We start from the raw sequence: 22,802 nt of genomic DNA on the forward strand, positions 1-22,802 counted from the left end.
GGATTCGGGAGGCGCCACGCGGGCGCCTCCCTGCTTATGATTCCTTAGTTACTTGCCCATCGCCATCTTCGCGGCATTCTCGCCCGCGATCCTGCCGAAGGTGATGGTCTGGGAGATGGAGTTGCCCCCCAGGCGGTTCTTGCCGTGCACCCCGCCGGTCCCCTCTCCCGCAGCGTAGAGGCCCGGGATCACCTTGCCGTCCTTGCCGAGCACCTCGCTGCCGATGGTGATCTTCAGGCCGCCCATGGTGTAGTGCACGCCCGGTTTCACCTCAATGGCGTAATACCCGGCGGTGCGCAGGGCGCGCGGCAGGTCGGGGCGCTTGAACTCCGCGTCGTTTTTGTCGTCGACCGCCTTGTTGTAGGAGGCGATGGAGGCTTCCAGCGCGTCGGCAGGCACCTTGATCGCGGCGGCGAGATCGCGCACCGAGCCCCCCTGGCTGACCAGGTTCAGGTGGAAGTAGCCGTCGATCTGCTTCAGGCTCTTGCGTACCCCCTCGTCGAACACCAGGAAGGCGGACTGCCCCTTCTGGGCGAGGATGGCGGCGGAACACTTGTCGCGGGTGGTGAGCTCGTTCACGAAACGCTTCCCTTCGTGGTTCACCAGGATGGCGCCGTTGCCGCGTACCGCCTCTGTGATCAGGGTGCGGCTTCCGGCGGCCACGGTGGGATGGATCTGTATCTCCTTCATGTCTTTCAGCTCGCCGCCGGCCTGGTTCCCGAGTTCGATGCCGTCACCGGTCGCGCCGGGCTGGTTCGAGGTGGTCATCCCTTTGTACTCGGGGCGGTAGAAGGCGACGCGCTCGGGGTTGGCCGAGAAACCGCCCGCCGCGATGATGACCGCCTTGGCCTTGATGGTGTACTCGCCGCTGTGTTTGCCGGCCACCCGTACGCCGATCACGCGCCCTTTCTTGTCCTCGAGGATCTTCACGACCTTGCTGTTGATACGGATGTCGAGGTTGCGCTGGGCTGCGTTTTTGCGCAGCACCTCGGTGATGTGAGCGCCGACCGCGGCGCCACCTTTCGGGCGATGGGTGCGGTTCACGCTCGCCCCCCCCATGCGGCCGACATCGCTCAGGTCAGCGCCGAGGCGGGTCAGCCAGTCGACCGACGAAGCGGAATTTTTGGCCAGCACCATGGCGAGCGCCGGGTCGTTCAGGTTGCCGCCGCCGGTCATGGTGTCCTTGTACATGAGGTCGACGGAATCGGGAATCCCCTTCTCTTTCTGATAGACGGTTTCGGCCGCGTTCATCCCGCCTGCCGCGAGCATGCTGTTGCCTCCGGTGATCGGCTGCTTCTCGATGATGATCACCTTGGCACCGGCATCGTGGGCGGTGATCGCCGCGGTGAAGCCGGCGGCGCCGGCGCCGATCACGACGATGTCCGCCTTGTCGGCCCGTTTGGCCTGCCTTGACGTCGCTGCAGCCTTTGTCGCGACCGCCCCTCCCCCCGGGATTTTCATATCGAAGGCATGGCAGCTAAGACAGTAGGCCCAGGAAGCGGTGTGGCCGTGGTGACAGGTGGTGCAGTTGATGTCGCCCAGGTGCGAGCGGTGCGGGTTCACCTCCTCGCGGGACTTGCCACCAAGCTCGGCCAGGGTGCCGTGGCAACCGACGCAACGGCTGTTCACCCCCTTCTCGCTGTCGTCAACGACGACCTTCTTCCCCTTGCCGTGGCAATCCGAGCACGCCACCTTCCCCTGGTGCAGTTTTGCCAGGGGCTCTGCACCGCCGGCCCAAAGCACCGTAGCCGATACCAGCACCAACAGTGCCGCCAACAAAATGCCCAACCTTGATTTCATCATCTTTCTCCTTTCGCGTCTGTTTGCGTATTACCGCCCGCCTCCGGTTGGTATGACCGTTACCGGAAAGCGCCCTCCCGAAGGGGGCGCCCCTGCGCCTTCTGACAGAGCACGAGCGATGCCAACACCACCACCGACCGTAAAGATGCTGATTTAATGATAACTTTAGCCACCGCCTTCAAGAGCGCAAGAAGGGCCAACGATAACCATAGGTTATGGAACGAGCACCGCTCATTAGTAAAGTATCCAATACTTTCAAATGTTTACCAACAGGTATAACCCAGGGTTATGGTTATACCCTTCGGCAATACCTTTTCGTGGTCCCATTTCTCCCATACCAGGGGCAAATCAACGGGGCAAATCAGTTGCCAGCGCACACGCAAACATGATATGCATACGCAGTTTTTTGCATGTAATGCGGGCCGCGTGCTGCACGGCGGTGAAATGTGATGCTGGCCCTTCAAGCGGAGGTGTTCCAATGGGGAAAGAGAGAGCAGCAAGGCAGGAGACGCGGCAAAATCAAAGTACCGCGACGGGGGTAAGGCGCTCGCCATTTGAGATCCTGGGCGGCAGCGCGTGGCTGCAGCTCGCCTTGATCGCCCTGGTGGGACTTCTGGCCTATTCCAACACCTTTCATGCCCCCTTCGTCATCGACGACGAAGGCTCCATCACGGAAAATCCGGTCATCAAGAACCTCGCCTCGTTCCTCTTCGACGGGACCGGCTACCGCTACAACCCACGCCGCTTCATCGGGTACCTCACCTTCGCCCTGAACTACAGCATGGGTGGGGTGGAGGTCACCGGGTACCACATCTTCAACACTGCCGTGCACCTCTTGAACGGCGCCTTCGTCTTCCTCCTCGTACGCCTGACGCAGCAGACACCGTTCCTCAAGACGACGGAGGAAGCGGAAGGCGCGGACCGCGGCATCGCTCCCGGAACGCTCGCGCCGCTCATAGCCGCCCTCCTTTTCGTCGCCCACCCGATTCAGACCCAGGCGATCACCTACGTGGTGCAGCGCTTCGCCTCGCTCGCCACCCTCTTCTACCTTGCCTCGCTCACCTGCTATATCCTGGCGCGTCTGCGGCAGAATTCCGGAGGGGGAGCACGGGGGCGTATCGTCGTCTGGTACCTGGGCGCTCTTCTCTGCGCCCTGCTGGCGATGAAAACCAAGGAGATCGCCTTCACCCTCCCCCTGACCGTCGCGCTCTACGAGTTCTCCTTCTTCGGCACCCCGTCGCGGAAGCGGTTACTCTTGCTGCTTCCGCTCGCGGCGCCCCTGCTCGTCGTCCCGCTCGGTCTCATGCAGTCGGGCAAACCGCTCGGAGATCTGCTAGGCGAAATGGACCGGCTCGCACGAGAGACGACCAGCATCGCGCGGGGTGACTACCTGCTCACCCAGTTCAGCGTAATCGTCACCTATTTAAGGCTCTTGCTCCTCCCTGTCGGGCAGAACCTCGACTACGACTACCCCGTCTTCCATACCCTCTTCGCCCCACGGGTCTTCTTCTCCTTGCTGCTGCTCGTCGCCCTGGCCGGGACCGGGGTCTACCTGTACCGCCGCTCGTCGCGCGCACCGCTGCAGCGGCTGGCCGGGTTCGGCATCTTCTGGTTCTTCATCACCCTGAGCGTCGAGTCGAGCGTCATCCCGATCCGGGACGTCATCTTCGAGCACAGGGTCTACCTCCCCTCGGTAGGGATCTTCTGTGCCGCCGCAGCGCTTCTCGCCCCCCTGCTCGCGCGGCTCGCGCCCCGTGCGGCGGCCGCCGCGGTCGGTGTTGTCGTCCTCGCGCTTGCCGTCTCCACCTGGCAGCGCAACCTGGTATGGGGGAGCGCGGTCAGTCTGTGGCAGGATTGTGCCGAGAAAGCACCCGGCAAGGCGCGCCCCCACAACAACCTGGCCATAGCGCTCCTCGCAGCGGGGCGCAACGACGAGGCAGCCGCCGAACTGAAGACCGCCCTGAAGCTCGACCCGGGGAACGTGGAGGCGCTAAGGAACCTGGGAGCGGCCTACGAGAAGACGGGAGGAGTGGAGCAGGCGATAAGCCAGTACCGGGCCGCACTGCAGGGGAACCCGGACAACAAGTACGCGCACTACAACCTGGCGGTTGCCTACAGCAAACAGGGGAAAACGGACCAGGCGCGCTCCGAGCTGCAGCTGGCGCTCAAGGTCGACCCGGAATACCCCGACGCACACAACAACCTCGGCGTGCTCTACGCCAACCAGGGGTTGATGAAAGAGGCGATCGCGGAGTTCAGTCTCGCGGTGAAATATGACCCGCGCTCCGCCGAAGGGCACAAGAACCTCGGCTTCGCGCTCGGTATGAACGGAAAGCAGGAAGAAGGGATGGCGGAGTTGCGGACGGCGGCCGATCTGCAGCCAGAAAATCCCGAGATTTACAACAGCATGGGGATCATATACGCGAATGAGGGGCGTTTCAGGGACGCGGCCTCCGCGTTCGAAAAAGCGGTGCAGCTTAGTCCGCAGGAGCAGAAGTACCTCAACAACCTGTACCACGCCAAAGCGCAAGGGGGGTGACGCGAAGGCGGTGGGACAGTGCCGGATGGATCAGCCGCAGACCTCGAAGGCGTCGTGGTAGGCGACCTCGCCGGCCGCGTTCTCGGCGCGGAAGGGGAGCGCGAGGAAGTACTCGGGAGGAACGCCAGGCAGGGTGAGCCCGTCACGGACCTTGAAGCCGAAGCGCCCGTAGTACGCCGGCTCGCCCAAGAGGACACAGCCGTCGCAGCCAAGGCGCTCAAGCCCTGCGAGTCCCGCCCGGATCAGCATGGAGCCGATTCCCTCCCCCTGGTGCTCCGGCTGCACCGAGACCGGCGCCAGGCCGAACCAGCGGCACGGCTTGCCGTCGATGGTGATGGGGGAAAAGGCGATGTGCCCGACCACCGCGCCGTCCAGCACGGCCACCAAAGAGACGCTGAGCGCCCCCGCCGAGCGCAGCCGCTCCACGAGGATGTGCTCGGTCTGGTTGCTGTAAGGGTGGCTGTGGAAGGCCGCTTCGACCACCCGTGTGATGGCGGCCGCATCCTCCGGCCGCTCCTTGCGTATCGTCAATTCTCCCGTTTCCAATCTTCCTCCCTGGCGCGGCAGCGCCCCTACCACCCGAGCGCGAGCTTGAGCCCCAGCACCCCGCCGAGCAACACGAAAAGTCCCCGCACCCAGTCATGCCCCTTGTGCCGCCCAAGTCTTGACCCCAGGTAGGCACCGAACACCGAGCCGACCGTCGAGGGGATCATGAGCCTGGCATCGGCAAAGCCGGCGGCGCTGTAGACGGCGACGGCGAAGCAGTTCCAGAAAAATGCGATGGCGTAATAACAGCCAAGCGAGGCGACCAGGGTCTGGCCGCGCCCCTTGGCAAGCAGCATGGAGGTGAAGAGCCCGTTCCCCGAACCGAAGAAGGACTCGTAAACGCCGAGCGGGTAGGCGAGCAGGCCGGTCATCCCGCGCGACAGAAGCGGCTCCCCCTCGCTGCGCCCAAGCGCCGGGTTGCACGCCACCACCGCGACGAGCAGGAGGATGATGCTGCCGATGACCCGCTGCAAAAGAGCAGCGTCGATCCCCCGCACGATGAGGGTCCCCCCCCACGCACCGGCGAGACCGCAGACGACCATGATCCGGAGCAGCGCCCAGTCCACCGGGCGCCCCTTCAGGTAGTTTCGCGCCGCCAGAGGCGTCCAGGCCGCCCCGTTCAACTGGTTCGAGGCGATGGCGACCGGCAGGGGAAACCCGAGCGCGAGCCAGACCGGCGTGGTCAGCATGGCCGACCCCGCCCCGCTCATCGAGCTCAGCAGCGAGGCAAGAAAGGCAACCGAAAGGATGATAAAAAAACGCATGAGCCCCTCCCTGAGGCAGCTCCTTTCTACCCCATCCGCCGGCAACATTCAATGTCAAAGGGCGCTGGAAGTATCTCACGACATCCGTCTCTCACGGCGGTTCTGTTATTACTTTGCTTTTTCCGCCCACTCAGTCGTGCGCTTTGACTCAAAACGTGATAATTTTTGTAAAAGCCTTCCCCAACTCCACGCGTTGCAGCGAGGTTCTTGTGTCACGCAAAAAATATATTCTCATAACATCTGCAGTCCTTGTCTTCCTGCTCTTGTTCATGGTAGCCATCCTTCCCACCATTGTCAGGATCAAAGCAGTGGAGGCTCTGCAAGAGAGCACCGGACGCAAGGCACACATCGAATCGGTGCGCTTCAACCCCTTCACGTTGACTGCCACGGTTGAGGGTTTTGCCATCGCGGAGAAAGAGGGACACCCCTTCATCGCTTTCCGGCGCCTTCAGGCGTCCCTGTCGCCGTCATCCCTTTTCAGAAGGGCCCTCATCCTCTCCGAAGTCACCCTCGACACCCCGACGGTGAACTTGGTGCGCAACGCGCCGAACCGCTTCAATTTCACCGACATCCTGGAAAGACAACCGAAGAAGAAAGAGGAAAAGCAAAGCGCACTGCGCTTCTCGCTCAACAACATCAGCATCAGGAACGGATCGATCGACTTCGACGACCGCATCGTCGGCGGCGGGAGAAAACATACGGTCCGGGCGCTGAACGTCGACATCCCCTTCATCAGCAACAGCCCCTACCTCGCCGATAAATACGTCGACCCGCGCATCTCGGCGCAGGTGGACGGCGCCCCCTTCACCTTCGCGGGAAAACTGAAGCCGCTCAGCAAGTCGCTGGAGACTTCTGTTCACGTGGGACTCAAGCGACTCGACCTGCCGCAGTACCTGGCCTATGCACCGGTGAAGCCCCCGGTCGACCTCACCTCCGGCAAGCTCACCGTCGACCTCGACATCGCCTACCGCATCTCGGCCGACAAAAAACCGGAACTGCTACTCAAAGGAACGAGCAGGCTCGACGCCGTCAGCATCGACCTTCCGGGTAAGAAGCCGCTCGCACGCGTCCCTGCGCTGGAGGTGAAAGCCGCCTCCCTCGAGGTGCTGGCCAAGAAGTTCCACTTCGACGCGATAACGGCCGAGGGGCTCGAACTCTTCGTCGAGCGGGACCGCCAAGGGGCATGGATGTTCTCCCGGCTCGCTCCGTCCGCGCCGGAAGGTGACAAACCGAAAGCGGCCGAACCTGCCGAAAAAACCGAGGTAGTGCTTACTTCCCTTGCGGTGTCCAACGCGACGGTTCACTTCCGGGACGAGCTCCCCAAGGGGGGCTTCAACACCAACATCTCCGAGATAAACCTCGCCGCTAAAAACTTCAGCACCGCTCCGGGGGCCCAGGCCGCGTACCAACTCTCCCTCAAAGCGGACGGAGAAGCCGCGCTGAAAACCGAGGGGACCTTCTCCGCTTCCCCCGTCGCAATCACATCGTCCATCACCCTCACTGGACTCAAAATCCAGCGCATCGGGCCTTACCTCAGCCCCTACCTCACCGCGCCGCTTCAGGGGACGCTCGGCCTGACCACGGAACTCGGCTACCGGGCCGAGGAGGGGTTATCGCTCAACAAGGGGGATATCTCCGTCGCCGGTCTTTCCACCCGCTACGGAAAGGAAGGGCTCGACCTGGCCCTTTTGCAGGTATCCGGAACAAGCTTCCGCCAAAAGGAGAACCGCCTCGAGATAGGCGACATCCGCCTGGCGCAAGGAAGCATCTCCCTTTCAAAGGAAGCGGACGGGAAGCTCTCCATAATGTCGCTCTTCCCGGCGCCATCCGCCCCAGCCCCCGCGTCCAAGCCGAAAAAGGCCAAGGCTGAACCGAAGGGAAGGCCGTTTTCCTATGTGGTGAAACAGACAAGGCTTGAGAAAATCAACGTCTCCTTTACCGACAAGACCTTCGAGGAGCCGCCCCGCTTCACGCTGCGCAACGCGAACCTGACCCTCGGAAACCTGCAGGGGCCGAAGTTCCAGCCGTCTCCCCTGCGCTTTTCCACCACCTACGGCAAGGGCGCCACGCTTAGGACGAACGGCACCCTCATGCCGGTTCCCTTCCGCTATCGTGGGAGCATCGGCATCAGCAGGCTGCCGATCAGCGACTTCGAGCCTTACTTCCCCGAGAGCTTCAACTTCTCGGTCATCGGCGGGAACCTCGATACGTCGGTCGACCTCGATCTCGCCCTCAAGGACGGCAAGGCGGTGGGGAGCTTCCGAGGTAACGCCGGGGTGCGCGACTTCCACAGTATCGACCTCACCGGCGACCAGGACCTCCTCAAGTGGGAGAGCCTGCAGTTCGACGCCTTCCAGGGTACCTTCGCGCCATTCACTCTGAGCATCCGCGAGGTCGCGCTGAACGACGTCTATTCTCGCATCATCATCAGAAAGGACGGCACCCTCAACCTGCAGGACTTGGTCCGGAAGGAGCCGGAAGCGCAGACGGCAGCTCCGGCGGCACCCACAGCACAGGCAGCCCCAGCGGCTCCCGCGGCACAGGCGGTTCCGGCTGCACTACCGGCGGCCGCACCCGGCGCCGTTGCAGCGCCTCCCGCGAGCCAGCGCCAGATCTCGGTAGGGAGCGTGACGATTCAAAACGGCACGCTCGCCTTCACGGACAACCACCTCCCCCAGACCTTCAACAGCACCTTCTACAACCTGGGGGGGAGGGTGAGCGGGCTCACTTCGGAAGCCTCCAAGTTCGCCGACGTGGACCTGCGCGGTAACCTGGAAAACCATTCGCCCATGCAGATCTCCGGGAGGCTCAACCCGCTGCGGGACGACCTCTTCGTCGACCTGAAGATCTCTTTCCGCGACATCGAGCTCGCCCCGGCCACCCCCTACTCCGGCACCTACCTGGGCTACGCCATCGACAAGGGAAAGCTGTTTCTCGATCTCAAGTACCTCATCGAGAGAAAGCAGCTCACCTCCGAGAACAAGGTCTTCATCGACCAGTTCACCTTCGGGAAGAAGGTGGACAGCGACCAGGCGACCAGTCTGCCGGTAAGGCTCGCCATCGCGCTTTTAAAGGACCGCAACGGCGAGATCCACCTGGACCTCCCGGTCACCGGACGGACCGACGATCCCCAGTTCAGCGTCTGGCGTCTGATCGGCCAGGTGCTGAAGAACCTGTTGGTAAAAGCAGCCACCTCCCCCTTTGCCCTGCTCTCTTCGCTTGGCGGCGGCGGGCAGGATTTCAGCATGGTGAGCTTCGAGGCGGGCTCCAGCGCGCTATCAGCGAACGAGGCGAAGAAACTGACGCAGCTGGCCAAGGTGGTCGCCGACCGTCCCGCACTCAAACTGGAGATAAAAGGGTTCGTCGACAAGGGGAGGGACCCGGAGGGATATCGGCAGGAACTCCTGGCGCGGAAGGTGCGCAACGAGAAGTTCCTCTTCCTGGTGAAGGAACAGCAGGTCAAAGAAGGAGAGAACAGCGAGACGGTGCAGGTGACGCCGGAGGAGTACAGTAAATTCCTGAAGGCGGTCTACAAGAAGGAGAAATTCCCGAAACCGCGTAACGCCCTCGGCATGGTGAAGGACCTGCCGGACAACGAGATGAAGAAGCTGATCATCGCCAACACCGTGGTCGGCGAGAACGAACTGCAGTCGCTCGCACGTGAGCGCGCGGCAGCGGTAGTCGATTACCTGGTGGCCAAGGGGGGGCTTCCGGCTGAGAAGCTCTTCCAGGGGAGCGGGGATATCTACAAGGCCCCCGAGAAGGAATCGGCGACCAGCAGCCGCGTCGAGTTCAACGCCATCGCACGGTGACCCCGCCGGTACGTGCCAGCTCTTCCGCCCAGACTTCCACAATCTCCTCTCCCCTTGGGAGAGGGTCAGGGTGAGGGGGGACGGTTCGGCCCATGCTACTTCCTCTTCTTCTTTTTCTTCGTGAATCTTCTTCCTTGATGGGCGGGATGGTCTTGTTGCTGGGCGTGGCTCTCTTCCTCGCCCCCCTTCATCATCATCAACGGAATCAGTACCAGAGCAAAGACAGCCAGAATAGCCGCTACTGCGATGAGCGGTGTGGACATAGCTCCCTCCAATTCAAACTCTTCCAAGACATATTCAAGGTTCCCGCACTGGTCCAGGGATGTTACCACTCCCCGCTCCAATGAGTTTTAGGCAACGCAGCATAACATGCGCCCCCAACCTTTATCAATTCAAATGTAGTTCATGAGCCGCGCTCCCGCGCTACGCATGGACAACCAGGGTCGCGCCGATATAATTTGCCAGTTTTCCATGCCCTTTCCGCAGATTACGCCGGAGGTGCCCCATGCTCAGTTGGAAGAACCACGCCATCCGCTTCCTCTTCTGCTTCACCCTTACCGCCCTCCCCTCTCCCGCTTGCGCCGCCGATGCCTGGTTCCCTGCGAGGATAACCCTGACGCCGGTGGTAAAGGGGCTCCGGCAGCCGACGGCGATCGTCAGCGCCAAAGACGGCAGCAAGAGGCTTTTCGTACTCGAGCAGGAAGGGAAGATCCGGATCGTCAAAAACGGCAAGCTGCTCCAGAGGCCCTTTCTCGACATCGACTCACTGGTGAAGTCCGGCGGCGAGCAGGGCCTTCTGGGTCTCGCCTTCCCCCCGGAATTCGCCTCGAAAAAGACCTTCTTCGTCAACTACACCAACCGGACCGGCATCGGGAACACGGTGGTGGCGAGCTTCAAGGCGAGCAAAGGCGCTGACACGGCCGATCCCGGCAGCCGCAGGGAGATCCTGACCATCAAGCAGCCGTACGCGAACCACAACGGCGGCCAGCTCGCCTTCGGCCCGGACGGACTCCTCTACGTCGGCACCGGAGACGGCGGCAGCGGCGGCGATCCGCACGGCAACGGCCAGCGGCTCGACACCCTGCTCGGAAAGATCCTGCGCATCGAGGTGGCTTCCGGCGCTGCCCCCTACCGTCTACCGAAAAATCCCTTCGGCAACGAGATCTGGGCCTACGGTCTGCGCAACCCCTGGCGCTTCTCTTTCGACCGTGGCACCGGTGATCTATACATAGCCGACGTGGGACAGGATGAAGTTGAGGAGATCAACTTCCAGCCTGCGGGCTCCGGTGCCGGTGCGAACTACGGCTGGAACATCATGGAAGGGGACCGCTGCTTCCGCGAACCCAAGTGCAAGAAGAGCGGCCTCACCATGCCGGTCGCGGTCTACCGTCACGGCAAGGGGGATTGCTCCGTTACCGGCGGCTACGTCTACCGCGGCAGGATAAAGGGGCTGCAAGGCATCTACTTCTACGGGGATTTCTGCAGCGGCCGTATCTGGGGGCTACGCAGGATCGGTACGAAATGGGAGACCAAACTTCTGGCCGACACGCCTTACGCCATCTCGACCTTCGGCGAGGACGATGATGGCGAACTCTACCTCGCCGATTACGGCAGCGGGACCATCTACAGGGTCGGGGTTCGCTGATCGCTGAGCAGTCAATTTCCTGTTGATCAAAGGTTATATCAGGTTATAATGGTCATGGAAGTCGTCTGGCAACCAAAGGCTGTGAAACAGCTCAAAAAGATCGGCGACCGCTCTGTGCAGCAGAGGATAGTCTTGGCTGCCCGGAGTCTCGTAGATCTTTCTTCCTGTCCAAACGTCAAGCAACTTGTCGGTCACAAGTACACTCACAGGATGCGGGTAGGAGACTGGCGCGTACTACTTAACGTGCAGGAGGAAATCGACATCGTCAGTATAGAGGAGATCAAAAAACGCGATGAGCGAACCTACTGAATATCAAATCATAGAGCATGAAGGTCAACCAGCTTTTGTGCTGGTGCCATGGGAAGAGTTCCAGCGCATCCGCCGTATGCTGGCAGCTGAGAAAGCCCAGGCCTCAGGAATCCCCCAGTCCGTTGTCGAAGCTCACGTGCTGCACGACATGTCTCTGATAAGGGCTTGGCGGGAAGAACTGGGCTTGAAGCAGGAGGACCTCGCAAAGCGACTGAATGTATCGCAAGCCGCCGTTGCGAAGTTCGAGCATCCCACCGCACGCCCACGGCTGGCAACTCTTAGAAAGATAGCCGCTGCGCTGGGGATCTCATTGGAACAACTGCATATTTGAACCATCGTTCTTGGAGTTACAAATGTCCTTGCGCAGCCTTCGCATCCTCGCAGCAGTCGCCGGCAAAGGGAGTTTCGCCGCCGCCGCGGAACAGATGGGATTGACCCAGTCAGCCGTCAGCCTCCAGATCAGGAACCTGGAGGAGGAGTTCGGCGTGCAGCTCTTCGAGCGGACCGGACGCAGCCCCAAACTCAACATGAACGGCAAACTGGTCGTGGAGCGGGTCCGCGAGATCCTCGACATCTACGACGGGATCAAGGCGGACCTCTCGCCATCGGGCACCATCAAGGGGGTGCTGACGCTGGGGGCGGTCCCCACCGTGCTCACCGGCCCTCTACCGGCGGTACTCGGGCGGCTGCGTAAAACACACGAGGAGATGCAGGTGCGCCTGGTCTCGAGCCTGTCGGCAGAGCTCGTGCGCCAGGTCGAAGAGGGGGATCTCGATGCGGCGCTCACCACCGAGCCCCCCTTCGCCATCCCGCCGCACTGCCGGTGGCAGGCGTACGACGAGGAGCCTTTCTTCGTGGTCGCCCCGCAGGGTGCTGCCGCCGCCACGGTACAGGAACTCTTCGAGACATACCCCTTCGTCCGCTTCGACAAAACCGCGTGGGCCGGGGCCCTCGTGGACGCCCATTTGCTGGCGCAGGGGATAAAGCCGCGCGAGGTGATGGAGTTCGACTCCCTGGAGGCGGCGATCAGCCTTGTGGAGCAGGGGCTCGGCATCGCCGTCGTGCCGTTGAACCGTCAGCGCCTCGAGAAGGCGCAGGGGCATTTCAGCCTCGCCCCGTTCGGCACCCCGCAGTTGACCAGGCGGGTCGGGATGTACCAGAAACTACGTCACCCGCGCCTGGCGCTCACACAACTGGTGCTGGACGAGCTCCAAGTGGAGTGCCAATCCTCAAGAAATACTCAAGCCTAACGCAAGAATTATCAACTTTTGCCAAACAATCACCCATGTTATTCTCACCATACCGAAGTAAAGGAGAGTAACGTGGCAACCATCATCAACGCCCTCACACCGGTTCTCTCGCTGATCCTCGTCGGCTTCCTGATCAGGCGCAGCGAGTTTCTCCCCTCCTCGTTCTGGCCCTCCGCCGAAAGGCTCACCTATTTCCTGCTCATGCCCGCCGCCCTCATCCACAGCCTGGCGGGGAAGAAGATCGGGACGCTACCCTGGCTCAACATCCTGCTCACCGTCGAGGGGGTCATCGTCGCGAGCGCCCTCCTCGTCGTTCTCCTTGGAGCCGCCAACCGGCGCATGGGAGGGGGCGTCTTCACGTCGCTTTTCCAGGGAGGGGTGCGTTTCAATACCTTCGTCGCCCTGGCGCTCGCCGAGAGCCTGTTCGGCAAGGACGGTCTCTTCCTCGCGGCCCTCGGCGCCGGCTTCATGATCGTGCTCATCAACGTGCTCTGCGTCTCGGCCTTCTCGCTCACCGTCAGCAGCAGCGCCGGCATCGATTTCAAAAGGCTCGGACGGGATCTGACACGAAACCCGCTCATCATCGCGTGCGTCGCAGGTATCGCGCTCAACGCCTCTGGACTCAAGCTCCCCACCGCGCTGGACGGGACCCTTCTTTTGGCCGGAAAGGCGGCCTTCCCGCTCGGGCTCATGGCCGTAGGCGCCGCCTACCGCGCCGGGAACCTCGCGCTGCACTGGCAGCCGCTCGTCGCAAGCTGCACCGTACAATTCCTCTGTAAGCCGTTGGTCGCCTGGCAGCTCGCCTCGGCGACCGGCCTGTCCGGTACCGCCGCAGGGGTCGTGCTGCTTCTTTTCAGCGTCCCCACCTCACCGGCCTCCTACATACTCTCGCGGCAGATGGGTGGCGACCATGACAGCATGGCGGCCATCATCACCGCCCAGACCTGCCTCTCCTTCCTAACGCTCCCGCTCACCATCTGGATACTCACTTAGCCCCTCTAGAAGTCCGTGGTCGTGGTAATAAATGTGTTGCAACTGAGGCGCTTCCGGGTTATGCACCCATGATCGAGAAGCGAGAGGTACCAAGATGGACATCTACAATGAGCACTGCCTGCCACACCTCACCAACTGCGTCTGCGGCATGAAGCCGCTGGCACGTCAGCGGGCGCTGATCGTCCCTCAGGCGCAAGGCGACGTCCTGGAAGTGGGGATGGGAACGGCGCTGAACCTGCCGTTTTACGACAAAGAGAAGGTGAGTCGCGTCTGGGGTCTGGAGCCGTCCCCGGGGATGCGCAGGGCGGCGGCGGAAAACGTTAAGCGTAGCGGAATTCAGGTGGAGTGGCTGGATCTGCCGGCGGCGCGGATCCCGCTTGGTGACGCGACCGTAGACACGGTACTGCTCACTTTCACCCTGTGCAGTATCGCGGACTGGCAGGGAGCACTGGCCGAAATGCGGCGCGTGCTCAAGGCTCAGGGGAGGCTCTTGTTCTGCGAACACGGCGCGGCGCCGGACGCATCGATCTTTAAGTGGCAGAAGCGGATCACACCATGGTGGAAACACGCGGCCGGGGGATGCCACCTGGACCGCCCCATCCCGACGCTTCTCAAGACCGGCGGCTTCGGCATCCTGGAGATGGACGAGGATTATATGGGTGGCGTGCCCAGGATTGCGGGGTACACCTATCGCGGCAGCGCCGCGAAGCGCTGAACAAAGCAAGGGGAACCGCCTGTCTCAGATATCGGCTCTTCCCTTGTTGTGAACAAGCTGGAGCTTTCGGCTCAGATCGGTTAGGCGATAGGGTTTCTGGATGAATCCCGTCAGGCCCCACCCGGTGAACCTCTGGGTGATTTCCTGTTCGCTGAAGCCGCTGGAGAGAAGGACCTGTACCCCCGGATCGAGGGAGCGCAGCACGCGCAGCGCCTGCTCCCCGTCCATATGCGGCATGGTGAGGTCAAGGATGACGCACGCGATGTCGTCCTTTTGCCGTTGGAAGATATCTATGGCGGCCGCCCCGTCCTCCGCAGTCAACACGCGGTAGCCGAGGGTTTCCAGCATCTCCGTCCCGAGACTGCGGATGGTCTCTTCGTCATCCACCAGAAGAACGGTCCCGGTGCCGGTCGGCGCAGTGAGTGTTTCCTGCGCTTGCGGCTGCGGCCGCGCTTCTCCCGCGACAGCCGGGATGAAGACGGTGAAGGTTGACCCTTCGCCCGGCGTGCTGCGCACTTGTATGGTCCCTTTATGGCCGCGCACGATGCCGAGGACCGCCGCCATCCCGAGGCCGCGCCCGGTGAACTTGGTGGTGAAAAAGGGATCGAATATCCTCGCGACGGTCTCAGGGTCCATGCCGCAACCGTTGTCGGAAACCTCGAGATAGACGTACTCCCCCTCCTGGAGTCTGTCGTTTAGCCACAGCTGCGAGAGCGTTACCGCGTCGCACCGCCGCGCGCCGGTCCTGATCGAGATGACGCCGCTGTTGTCGCCGATCGCTTCGGAGGCGTTGATGACGAGGTTCATGACCACCTGGCGGACCTGCGTCGCATCGACTTCCACCAGGGGGAGATCCTCGGCGAGCTCAAGGTGCACCTCCACCTTCTTCGAAATCGAGACATCCAGCATGTGCCTCATTTCCTCGACGAGAGTGTTGACGTTGACCTCCTCGATGAGAAAGCTCCCCTTGCCGGAATACGCCAGCATCTGCTGGGCCAGGTCGGCCGCCCGCTGCGACGATTTTTCTATGTTCTGCAGGTTTCCCCGTATGGGAGATTCCTGTGGGAGCCTGAGCAGAGCCAGTTCCGCGTTCCCCATGATCGCCATCAGGATGTTGTTGAAGTCGTGGGCGATCCCCCCCGCCAGGACCCCCAGGCTCTCCAGTTTCTGGACATGCAGCATCTGGGCTTCCATCTTTTTCTTGTCATCGGTCAGCCGCCTTTCATCGGTCACATCACGTCCGACCACGAGGAGATGCTTCTTCTCCTTGATCATGAGCCGGGAAAGCACGTACGACATGGCGATGTCCTTGCCGAAGCTCGTATGCAGCTCCACCTCGTGAACACGCGCGATACCGTCGCCGAGAACCGTTTCGGCCGCCTCCAACAAACCGCTTTCCCGCCAGGACTGCAAGGAGCGGAAGTTCTGCTGCTGCATCTGCTCCACGTCACCGCCCGCGATATCCGCAGTCGCCTGGTTCAGCAGGATACATTTGCCGGATTCACCGTCAAAGATGCGGATCCCCATGGGCGAGTACTGCAGGAGCGATTCGAAGAGCAGTAAGGTCTCCTGGCGCTGCTCCTCGCTCTTCATCTGCTCGGTGATGTCCCTGGTGATGCCGAGCAGCGACACGATCTCTCCGCGGTCGTCGCGGAAGGGGACCGCATGGGTGTCGAGCCAGACGCGCCTTCCTTTAAGCCCCGAGGTCTGAAAAACCAGGTTGCCGGGGATGCCACGGAACACGTTACGGGTCAGCTCCTTGAAAGGCTCTTTGAATTCAGGGGTGATCCTGTCAAAAACGCACTTCCCCTGTACCTGCGCAAAAGAGTCGGCATCTATCATGTTCAGACCCGCGCGGTTCATCATCTGCAGGCGCCCCTCCGAGTCGAGCATCTTTACGCATTCGGGTTCCGTCTCGATGATGGTGTTCATGAAGGCCTCGCTGCGCGCGAGCGCGTCCTCCCTGGCACGCAGCTGTTCCGCCATGAAGTCGAAGGTGCGGGCGAGCCCGCCAAGCTCCCCCCCATGCACCAGGTCGGATACCTTCATACCCGTCTCCCCATCGGCCAGCCGCCTGGAGGCTTCCTCGAGGATCTTGATGCGGTCGCCCAGACAGCGCTTGCCGATGAAGATGGCCGCGAGGCACGCAAGGAGCAGAAACGACGACAGCAAAGTCATGCTGTAGGCAAGCGAGCGGTCTGCGTTACGCGTGGCCGCCTCGATCGGTATTCCGGCGGTGACGTACATGTAAGGGGTGTTTTCGCCGGGAAGCCAAAGCTTGAGGTAGGAGATGATGCGCTTGTCCCCCTGGAGCCCGACTCTGATGTGGGTCCCACGGTCGGGGCCCTCCTGGAGTTTCTTGAAGGCATCTGCGGGGTAGGGTTTGCCGAGGTAGTGTTCCGGGTCTATCCCCCTGGCGAGAATGACCCCCTTGTGGTCCAGTATCACGAAGCTGGTCCCTACCGGCAGGTGCATCTGCTGCAGCAGGGACCGGTAGTTCTCGATATTGAGGGTGACGCTGATGACGCCGACCACCGCCCCTTTCTCGTCCTTGAGCGGGTAGCCGAGGTTGAAGATGGGCCTCGTCGTGATCCTGCTTACCACGTACTCGCCCGAGGAAAGTCTGCCACTGGCCAAGGCAGCTCTGAAAAAGCGGCGGTCTGAGGTGATCAGTTGCTGGCGCATCGGCATAGCGGTTGCCCAGACCCGTCCCTGCCGATCCGCAACGATGATGTTGCCGTACATCGGGTTCAACTTGCGCAGCTCTTTTAGGATCGGCTCCACCCGAGCCGCGTCACGCGCCTTTACCTCGGGGAGTTGCGCCAGCGAGGTCATGAGTTGCTCAGCCGCCACCACGAGGTTTCGCTGTTCGGCCCCGATCCTTTCGGTAACGCGCAGCGTCTCCTTCCCGGCATCGTCTATCATGGCGTTGCGGAACTGTATCCCGGAGTAAATGATGACGCCCGCAGCCGGCAGGGCTACGACGAAGGTGATAAGCAGCAGCAGGAAACGGGTGGAAAGTGTGGAAGAACGAGTCATGTGACTTCTCTCGGCGCACAGTGGTTACTATAAACATCGGCCAAATGCTGTGTCAGCTTAGCAGAAATTGCCTGGCTGCTGAACGTGACAATCCGAACATAGGATTGCCAGTTATCACATCTTCACGCTTTTGAGCAATTAGAGCCGTTGTGCCTACAGCACCAGAGGATTTGCCAGTGGCCAAGTCTTCACTAAAGACTTGAAGTGTAGCCGAAGATTAAGGGGGCTATTTTATCTAGTAACCGCGCGCGAGGGGCTCGACTTGCCGCGGGGATATCCTGTCTGTGCAACCAACCTGGCACCGCCCGCTTCCAATTTCTCCGCGATACCCTTCTCCTCCTTCGCCTTGTCCGTCCAACCTTTCATCGCATAGGCCTCGGCCAGGTTGTAGTGGTAGTCCGCATCGTAACGGTTCGCTCGCAGTCCAACCATCGCCCGAACGGACCACTCGAGCCTTTTTCCCCGAGCGGATACGCAGTTCCCGGCATGGGGTACCCCGTTAAAAGGCACCCAAATATATGGCAAATGTGATTAAGTGTAAATTAAATTTGCGCTATGAGCTGCGGTGAGGGGTGACATAAAATCTGCGTGTCACTGAAGAGATGTGGATTGTTCATAAATGAGCTGGAGAAACCATCGCCTGAAAGGGCTCTGATCTTCGGTCTATGCGAGTACTGCTCGCGGATGGCGGCTCTGCTGGGCCGAAGGGGCGCAACCTCCGATACTCCTCCCTGGCTTTTTTTACCTGCCTCATCACGCTCGCCGAACGCAGGGTGAAAACGGTGTCCATCGGTACCCCCCCGCTTTCCAGCACCTTGGCCGTCCAGGTGTTGCAGGTATTGGTGATGAGGTAATACCCTTCGGCCTTGAAAAACCTGTCTTCGCCGTGCGGTCCCGCCTTCAGGGGGTAGGGGCGTTGTCCCGCGTCGAATTGGAAACTGGTCCGCAACTTATCCTTCAAGTGTTTCAACCCGGCTTCCGAAAGCTTGAGTTCGACCACGTCGCCTCCTCGGTACTGCTCAGGCGGGGCGGCGGGCATGGAGAATACGTGCATGACGCTAGGATTTCTCCAGAACACCGCCTTCAAGAAGATGGTGGGGGTCACTTTGTCGGCCTGGTAGAAGTCCGCCTCCCCCCAGCCGAACTCGTAGTAGCGCCCCGGGCGAAGATATTCCCTCACGAACCCAAGCTCGCTCCCCAGGTCCTCGTTTGACAGCGCGATCCCCGCGTGCCATCCGTGTGCTATCACGTATATCGAGCGTTCCTCGCCTCTCGTCGCCGGCAGGTAGTTCCATTTCTTGCCTGCGGCGCATCCGGCTAACGCCGACACAAGCAGAACAAGCAGCATGAGCAGCCATTTTCGCCCTATCTCCCCGCGAAGCCTGGCAAGCACCGCTTGCATGCCCCCTCGCTTTTCCATGTGGACCTCCAAGAGCTCCCGTGCCCCGGAGATCTTACCAAGTCACCCCCATCCGTCAAAGCAGACGTACTACCATCACCGCGTCCCCGCTTTCTTGAAGACACCATGTCGCAGTTCAGTGATCATCCTAAAGAAGTTCCTGTTCTGCCTTTCCCTCCGATTGGTTACAGCTACAGGTATCGGGTAAACCTTTCTCAGCTCGCGCAACATCCACTCGCTCCGGAGGCAGAGCAGAAGCCCGGCGAAGGGGGCAGACAACAAGGCGGTCCCGAAGATGAGACCGACGACGCCGACGGCGTAATAGGAAAGGGCTGCGTGACTGGAGGCGAGGTTCACCCACTGGAGGAACTCAACGACTTCGTAGATTACCGCGACCGTGATACCGGACCAGGCCCCTTCAACCAACCGACGCAAGCCTCCCTTCTTGAGCTTCCAGAACTGGTAGGCGGCCCAGAGCAGATGGATGCCGGCGATGGTGACGGTCCACGGTATGAAGCCCAGATCGAAGAACACGGACAGTTTGGACACCGGGACCAGATACGGCTCCGACATTACCGCCTGCCAGTCCTTACCGTAATAGTTCATGAGCCCGGTGCCTCCATAGAGAAGAGCTGCCGCACCGACCGCCATCACGAGCCAGGCGGTTATCTCAACTATCTCCGGTGGAGGTGCTCCTTCTTCCAAGGTCAGAGACGGCGGTTCTGGTGTTGCCGGGATAGCTGAGGACTCTATGGGAGGATTGCCATAACCCTTTGGCGCGGCGAGGTCCTCCCGCTCTTCGACCAGTTCGCCGCGGTGTCTTTTTTCGTCGAGGATCCGCGAACCCTCCATGGCAAGAAACTGCGGATTGAGCCCCTGCAACAGCAGAAACTGCCCCGGATCCAGCTTTACGGCGACTCCTTCCGTCACCTCCTGCATCTCGAACTCGAAAGTTCCCTTGGTCCAGGCGAAGAGGGAGTAGACCACCTTCTCGATCTGGTCGCGCACCACGTTCTCGATCGCGTCGGCGCTCACCCCGAAGCGCTCGACCATGATGGTGCCGAGAAGCCGCCGGTACCCTTCATCCGCCTGTGCGCTCAGAGCGAGGTTGAGGGTGCTTCGGTCGATGACGCCCCTGCGGATCAGCAGCTCGCCCATGTTCTGTCGAAACACGGTTGAACTCGCCCTGGTGACGTAGCCATTCTGGAAAATGATGCTGGCCTCGCGCCCCAGGCTTTTCAGTGACAGCACGCCGGACTTTCGGCTCAAGCTGACGATCTGCATGATCTCGCCGAGTCCCAGATCGTCGATGTTGCCAACAAGACTCATGGTTGTAGCCTTTCATGCCCCAGACTCACATAGGGGATCATTTTTTAATTTCGTTGATCACGTTGTTCAGTTTGGCTCCTGCTTTGTCAATTTCCTTGCCGGCTTTTTCTACGGACTTGTCGATCTCCTTCCCCGCGCGCTCCGCCGGCCCCTCTTTTTTGCAGCCGGTAACGCCGGCGATCATGCTGCCCAATACAAGCGCTGCGACCATAACTTTGCTCAATTTCGTCATAGGACACCTCATAGATGGTTGTATCGTTCTCGAGCGTGAGACATAAAAAAAGCCGGGGCCGGAATATCTTGAGATATTTCGGCGACCCGGCTGTCTCGATGAGACCCTGTAGGCTTTCCGTCCCATCCTCGCGGATGGTTTAGTATTGTCGTTATCCGGCTTTAATTGTGTTGGCTTGCGGCGCACGATAGCCCAAGCAGCCTGCTTCGTCAAGAGTAAACGATGAGAACCTTGTATCAAGAAGTCCAAAGGCTGTTCTTTACCTTTTCACCATCCTGATGCAACAATTCCCGCAGTTCCCCCTCTCCCCACAGTCGTCGCGCTGCTGCGCGTCACGCTCCCCACGCTCACCCCTATTGACTTACGAAAAACTTACGAGTATTCTCGCTTTCCTGATCGGGCAGGAAAGAAGGATGCGGTGGAGGTGGAAATGACGCCTAAACAGAAGAGGGTTCTTGATTTCATTCTGGGCTTCGTCGAGGAGCACGGCTTCCAGCCCTCACAGATGGAGATCGCGCAGGGGTGCGGCTTTGAGTCGCTTGGGACGGTGCAGCATTACCTCCGCATCCTGGAGCGGCACGGACTCCTTGCACGACAGTCGAATGCGAAAAGGGGGCTGCAGTTGACGGCAAATCCCCCAGGCTCCCCCTTCGCAAAAGGGGGAACGCTTATGACACCCCCCCTCGCACAGGAAGGGGCTGTTCCCGCAGGGTCTTTTGCGCAGGGAGGGAATGTAACGTTCCTGGAACTGCCGCTGGTGGGGATCGTGGCGGCGGGTAAGCCGGTGCACGCTTTCGAACTCGCCGACGCCATCGAGGTCCCCTCCGCCATGGCGGGACCGGGGAACGTGGTCTACGAGGTGCGCGGGGATTCCATGGTGGAGATGGGGATCATGGACGGCGATTACGTGGCGGTGCACCCCCAGTCGGTCGCCGAAAACGGGCAGACGGTGATCGCCGAGGTGAACGGCTCGATCACCATCAAGAAGTATCAGCGCAAGGGAAACATTATCCAGCTCCTGCCGGCGAATGCGGCGATGAGCCCGATCACGGTGACGGAGGAGGACGAGTTTCACATCAGGGGCATCCTGGTGGGCTCGATGAGGTTTTATCGCAAGTGGACCGGGAAATCCTCCACATAACGGTTCCGGCCTTCCCCATCGCGCTCGCGCGGGTGGTGCACGCACACCTGCGCGGCCGACCGGTGGCGGTGGCTCCGCTAAACTCGGAGCGGGCGCTTTTACAGTGCATCTCTGCCGAGGCGGCGGCGGAAGGGGTGCACGTGGGGACGCCGATATACCATGCACGCAGGTCCTGTCCCTCGCTCATCGTCATCGCCCCCGATCCGTACCTGATGGCGAAAGGGAGCCATGCTCTCACGGAGCTTTCGGCTGAATTCACCCCGATCGTGGAACCGGGTGCCGGACGCGTTTTCCTCGACGTCACCGCCTCGCGTCGGCTTTTCGGACCGGCACGCGACGTGGCGGCGCGCCTTGAGAAGTCGATTTCCGCAGGGCTCGGCCTAGAGGCGATGGCCGGTGCGGGCGGGAACAAGATGGTTTCGCGGGTGGCCGCGGATGTCATGCAGGAGCCCGGCGTCTATGACGTCTTCCACGGCGCCGAAAAAAGCTTCCTCGCCCCCTTCCCTGTGTCGGTGCTTCCAGGCGTCGGGGAATCGCGGCAGACGCTTCTTTTCCAGGACCTGAACCTGCAGCGGGTCGAGCATGTGGCGGCGCTGTCGGTACCGCAGTTGCGGTTGGCCGTGGGAGCATTCGCTCCGTTGTTGCACGACCGGGCCTGCGGCATCGACCGCTCTCCGGTTCAACCGCCGCGGCTTTCAACGGAGATCGTCGAGGAGGGGCTTCTCGATCAGGAGGAGAACGACGACGCGGTCCTGCTCTCGGAACTATTGCGGCTCGTGGAGGGTTGCGGGCTGAGGCTAAGGCAGCTCAACAAGGGGGCGCGCAAGATCATGCTTTCGGTGATGTACGCAGACGGGGTGACGCAGCAAGGTAAGAAGCTCCTTCCGTCGGCCACCGCTCTCGACTTGGCGCTTATGGCTGCGGCGGAGGAGCTTTTCTTCTCCACATGCAAGAGACGGCAAAGGGTGAAGGGGCTGCGTCTCTCCTGCGACCAGGTGGCCGGGGAGGCGGGGCAGATGGATCTCTTCGCGCCTGCGGCTGCCGAGGTATCGAGAAGGGAGAACGACCTGCAGGAGACGCTGGACTTATTGCGGGAAAAGCACGGCAAGAACGCGGTGCGCTGGGGCAAGGGGCTCGCGGCGCGCCGGGAAGTCACCGTCGCCAGCGAGGCGCCCCCGCTTTGGGACCCGGAGCAGAACAGATATATGACTGTTACCAGGAATTAAACTCTTTCCGTTGACTGGGATAAACGGGACTCATGGGATAACTGTGAAGGCTGGGACTTCTGG

19 protein-coding genes and 1 riboswitch are annotated in these 22,802 nt (G+C 61.2%); of the genes, 10 read left to right on the forward strand and 9 right to left on the reverse strand.

From position 1 onward, the window contains the following. Positions 1–48: 48 nt before the first annotated feature. Positions 49–1,800, reverse strand: coding sequence for a flavocytochrome c (locus E8L22_RS02495; protein WP_136523695.1), 1,752 nt, complete (start codon positions 1,798–1,800; stop codon positions 49–51). Between the two features lie 478 nt (positions 1,801–2,278). On the opposite strand from E8L22_RS02495, the gene E8L22_RS02500 reads away from it, so the two are divergent. Beyond that, on the forward strand, positions 2,279–4,339 hold the full coding sequence (locus E8L22_RS02500) for a tetratricopeptide repeat protein (RefSeq protein WP_162604766.1): 2,061 nt from the start codon (positions 2,279–2,281) through the stop codon (positions 4,337–4,339). Between the two features lie 30 nt (positions 4,340–4,369). Here the strand turns inward: E8L22_RS02500 and E8L22_RS02505 are convergent, their stop codons facing one another. Beyond that, positions 4,370–4,885, reverse strand: a complete 516-nt coding sequence (locus tag E8L22_RS02505; protein ID WP_246044523.1) for a GNAT family N-acetyltransferase — start codon at positions 4,883–4,885, stop codon at positions 4,370–4,372. A 26-nt stretch (positions 4,886–4,911) separates the two neighbouring features. Beyond that, a complete protein-coding gene (locus tag E8L22_RS02510; protein ID WP_162604767.1) occupies positions 4,912–5,649 on the reverse strand; it encodes a sulfite exporter TauE/SafE family protein in 738 nt (245 codons plus the stop codon). 209 nt (positions 5,650–5,858) lie between these two features. On the opposite strand from E8L22_RS02510, the gene E8L22_RS02515 reads away from it, so the two are divergent. Beyond that, a complete protein-coding gene (locus E8L22_RS02515) occupies positions 5,859–9,461 on the forward strand; it encodes a DUF748 domain-containing protein (protein ID WP_246044526.1) in 3,603 nt (1,200 codons plus the stop codon). 95 nt (positions 9,462–9,556) lie between these two features. Here the strand turns inward: E8L22_RS02515 and E8L22_RS02520 are convergent, their stop codons facing one another. Beyond that, entirely contained in the window at positions 9,557–9,793 is a 237-nt protein-coding gene (locus E8L22_RS02520) for a hypothetical protein (RefSeq protein WP_136523698.1), read from the reverse strand. Between the two features lie 173 nt (positions 9,794–9,966). Between E8L22_RS02520 and E8L22_RS02525 the strand changes: the two genes are divergently transcribed. From E8L22_RS02525 to E8L22_RS02550, 6 genes are all read left to right on the forward strand, one after another. Further along, positions 9,967–11,106, forward strand: a complete 1,140-nt coding sequence (locus E8L22_RS02525) for a PQQ-dependent sugar dehydrogenase (protein WP_136523699.1) — start codon at positions 9,967–9,969, stop codon at positions 11,104–11,106. 48 nt (positions 11,107–11,154) lie between these two features. Further along, positions 11,155–11,415, forward strand: a complete 261-nt coding sequence (locus E8L22_RS02530) for a type II toxin-antitoxin system RelE family toxin (protein ID WP_136523700.1) — start codon at positions 11,155–11,157, stop codon at positions 11,413–11,415. Then, complete coding sequence (locus tag E8L22_RS02535; RefSeq protein WP_136523701.1) at positions 11,399–11,746, forward strand: helix-turn-helix domain-containing protein; 348 nt, start codon at positions 11,399–11,401, stop codon at positions 11,744–11,746. The genes E8L22_RS02530 and E8L22_RS02535 overlap by 17 nt, the downstream gene beginning before the upstream one ends. A gap of 22 nt (positions 11,747–11,768) precedes the next feature. Then, the gene (locus E8L22_RS02540) at positions 11,769–12,665 is read left to right on the forward strand and encodes a LysR family transcriptional regulator (RefSeq protein ID WP_136523702.1); all 897 of its coding nucleotides are present in this window, start codon (positions 11,769–11,771) and stop codon (positions 12,663–12,665) included. Between the two features lie 72 nt (positions 12,666–12,737). Continuing rightward, positions 12,738–13,658: an AEC family transporter gene (locus E8L22_RS02545; RefSeq protein ID WP_136523703.1), complete on the forward strand. Its 921-nt coding sequence runs from the start codon at positions 12,738–12,740 to the stop codon at positions 13,656–13,658. Positions 13,659–13,752: 94 nt separating this feature from the next. Continuing rightward, entirely contained in the window at positions 13,753–14,373 is a 621-nt protein-coding gene (locus E8L22_RS02550) for a class I SAM-dependent methyltransferase (protein ID WP_136523704.1), read from the forward strand. 24 nt (positions 14,374–14,397) lie between these two features. Here E8L22_RS02550 and E8L22_RS02555 read toward each other — a convergent pair whose 3' ends face one another. From E8L22_RS02555 to E8L22_RS02575, 5 genes are all read right to left on the reverse strand, one after another. Beyond that, positions 14,398–17,412 (reverse strand): ATP-binding protein, encoded by a 3,015-nt coding sequence (locus E8L22_RS02555; protein WP_136523705.1) that lies wholly within the window; start codon positions 17,410–17,412, stop codon positions 14,398–14,400. Positions 17,413–17,643: 231 nt separating this feature from the next. Next, positions 17,644–17,844, reverse strand: coding sequence for a hypothetical protein (locus E8L22_RS02560; protein WP_136523706.1), 201 nt, complete (start codon positions 17,842–17,844; stop codon positions 17,644–17,646). Between the two features lie 181 nt (positions 17,845–18,025). Next, positions 18,026–18,832 (reverse strand): DUF2459 domain-containing protein, encoded by an 807-nt coding sequence (locus E8L22_RS02565; protein ID WP_136523707.1) that lies wholly within the window; start codon positions 18,830–18,832, stop codon positions 18,026–18,028. A gap of 75 nt (positions 18,833–18,907) precedes the next feature. Then, positions 18,908–20,140, reverse strand: coding sequence for a DUF4388 domain-containing protein (locus tag E8L22_RS02570; RefSeq protein WP_136523708.1), 1,233 nt, complete (start codon positions 20,138–20,140; stop codon positions 18,908–18,910). A gap of 37 nt (positions 20,141–20,177) precedes the next feature. Then, positions 20,178–20,372, reverse strand: a complete 195-nt coding sequence (locus E8L22_RS02575) for a hypothetical protein (RefSeq protein ID WP_136523709.1) — start codon at positions 20,370–20,372, stop codon at positions 20,178–20,180. 77 nt (positions 20,373–20,449) lie between these two features. Further along, positions 20,450–20,526, reverse strand: a riboswitch (cyclic di-GMP riboswitch). 276 nt (positions 20,527–20,802) lie between these two features. Between E8L22_RS02575 and lexA the strand changes: the two genes are divergently transcribed. Further along, positions 20,803–21,513, forward strand: a complete 711-nt coding sequence (gene lexA / locus E8L22_RS02580) for a transcriptional repressor LexA (protein WP_136523710.1) — start codon at positions 20,803–20,805, stop codon at positions 21,511–21,513. Beyond that, the gene (locus E8L22_RS02585; RefSeq protein ID WP_136523711.1) at positions 21,489–22,739 is read left to right on the forward strand and encodes a DNA polymerase Y family protein; all 1,251 of its coding nucleotides are present in this window, start codon (positions 21,489–21,491) and stop codon (positions 22,737–22,739) included. Before lexA ends, E8L22_RS02585 begins: the two co-directional genes overlap by 25 nt. Positions 22,740–22,802: the final 63 nt, after the last annotated feature.

It is taken from the genome of Geomonas ferrireducens (assembly GCF_004917065.1).
GTDB classification, from domain to species: Bacteria; Desulfobacterota; Desulfuromonadia; order Geobacterales; family Geobacteraceae; genus Geomonas; species Geomonas ferrireducens.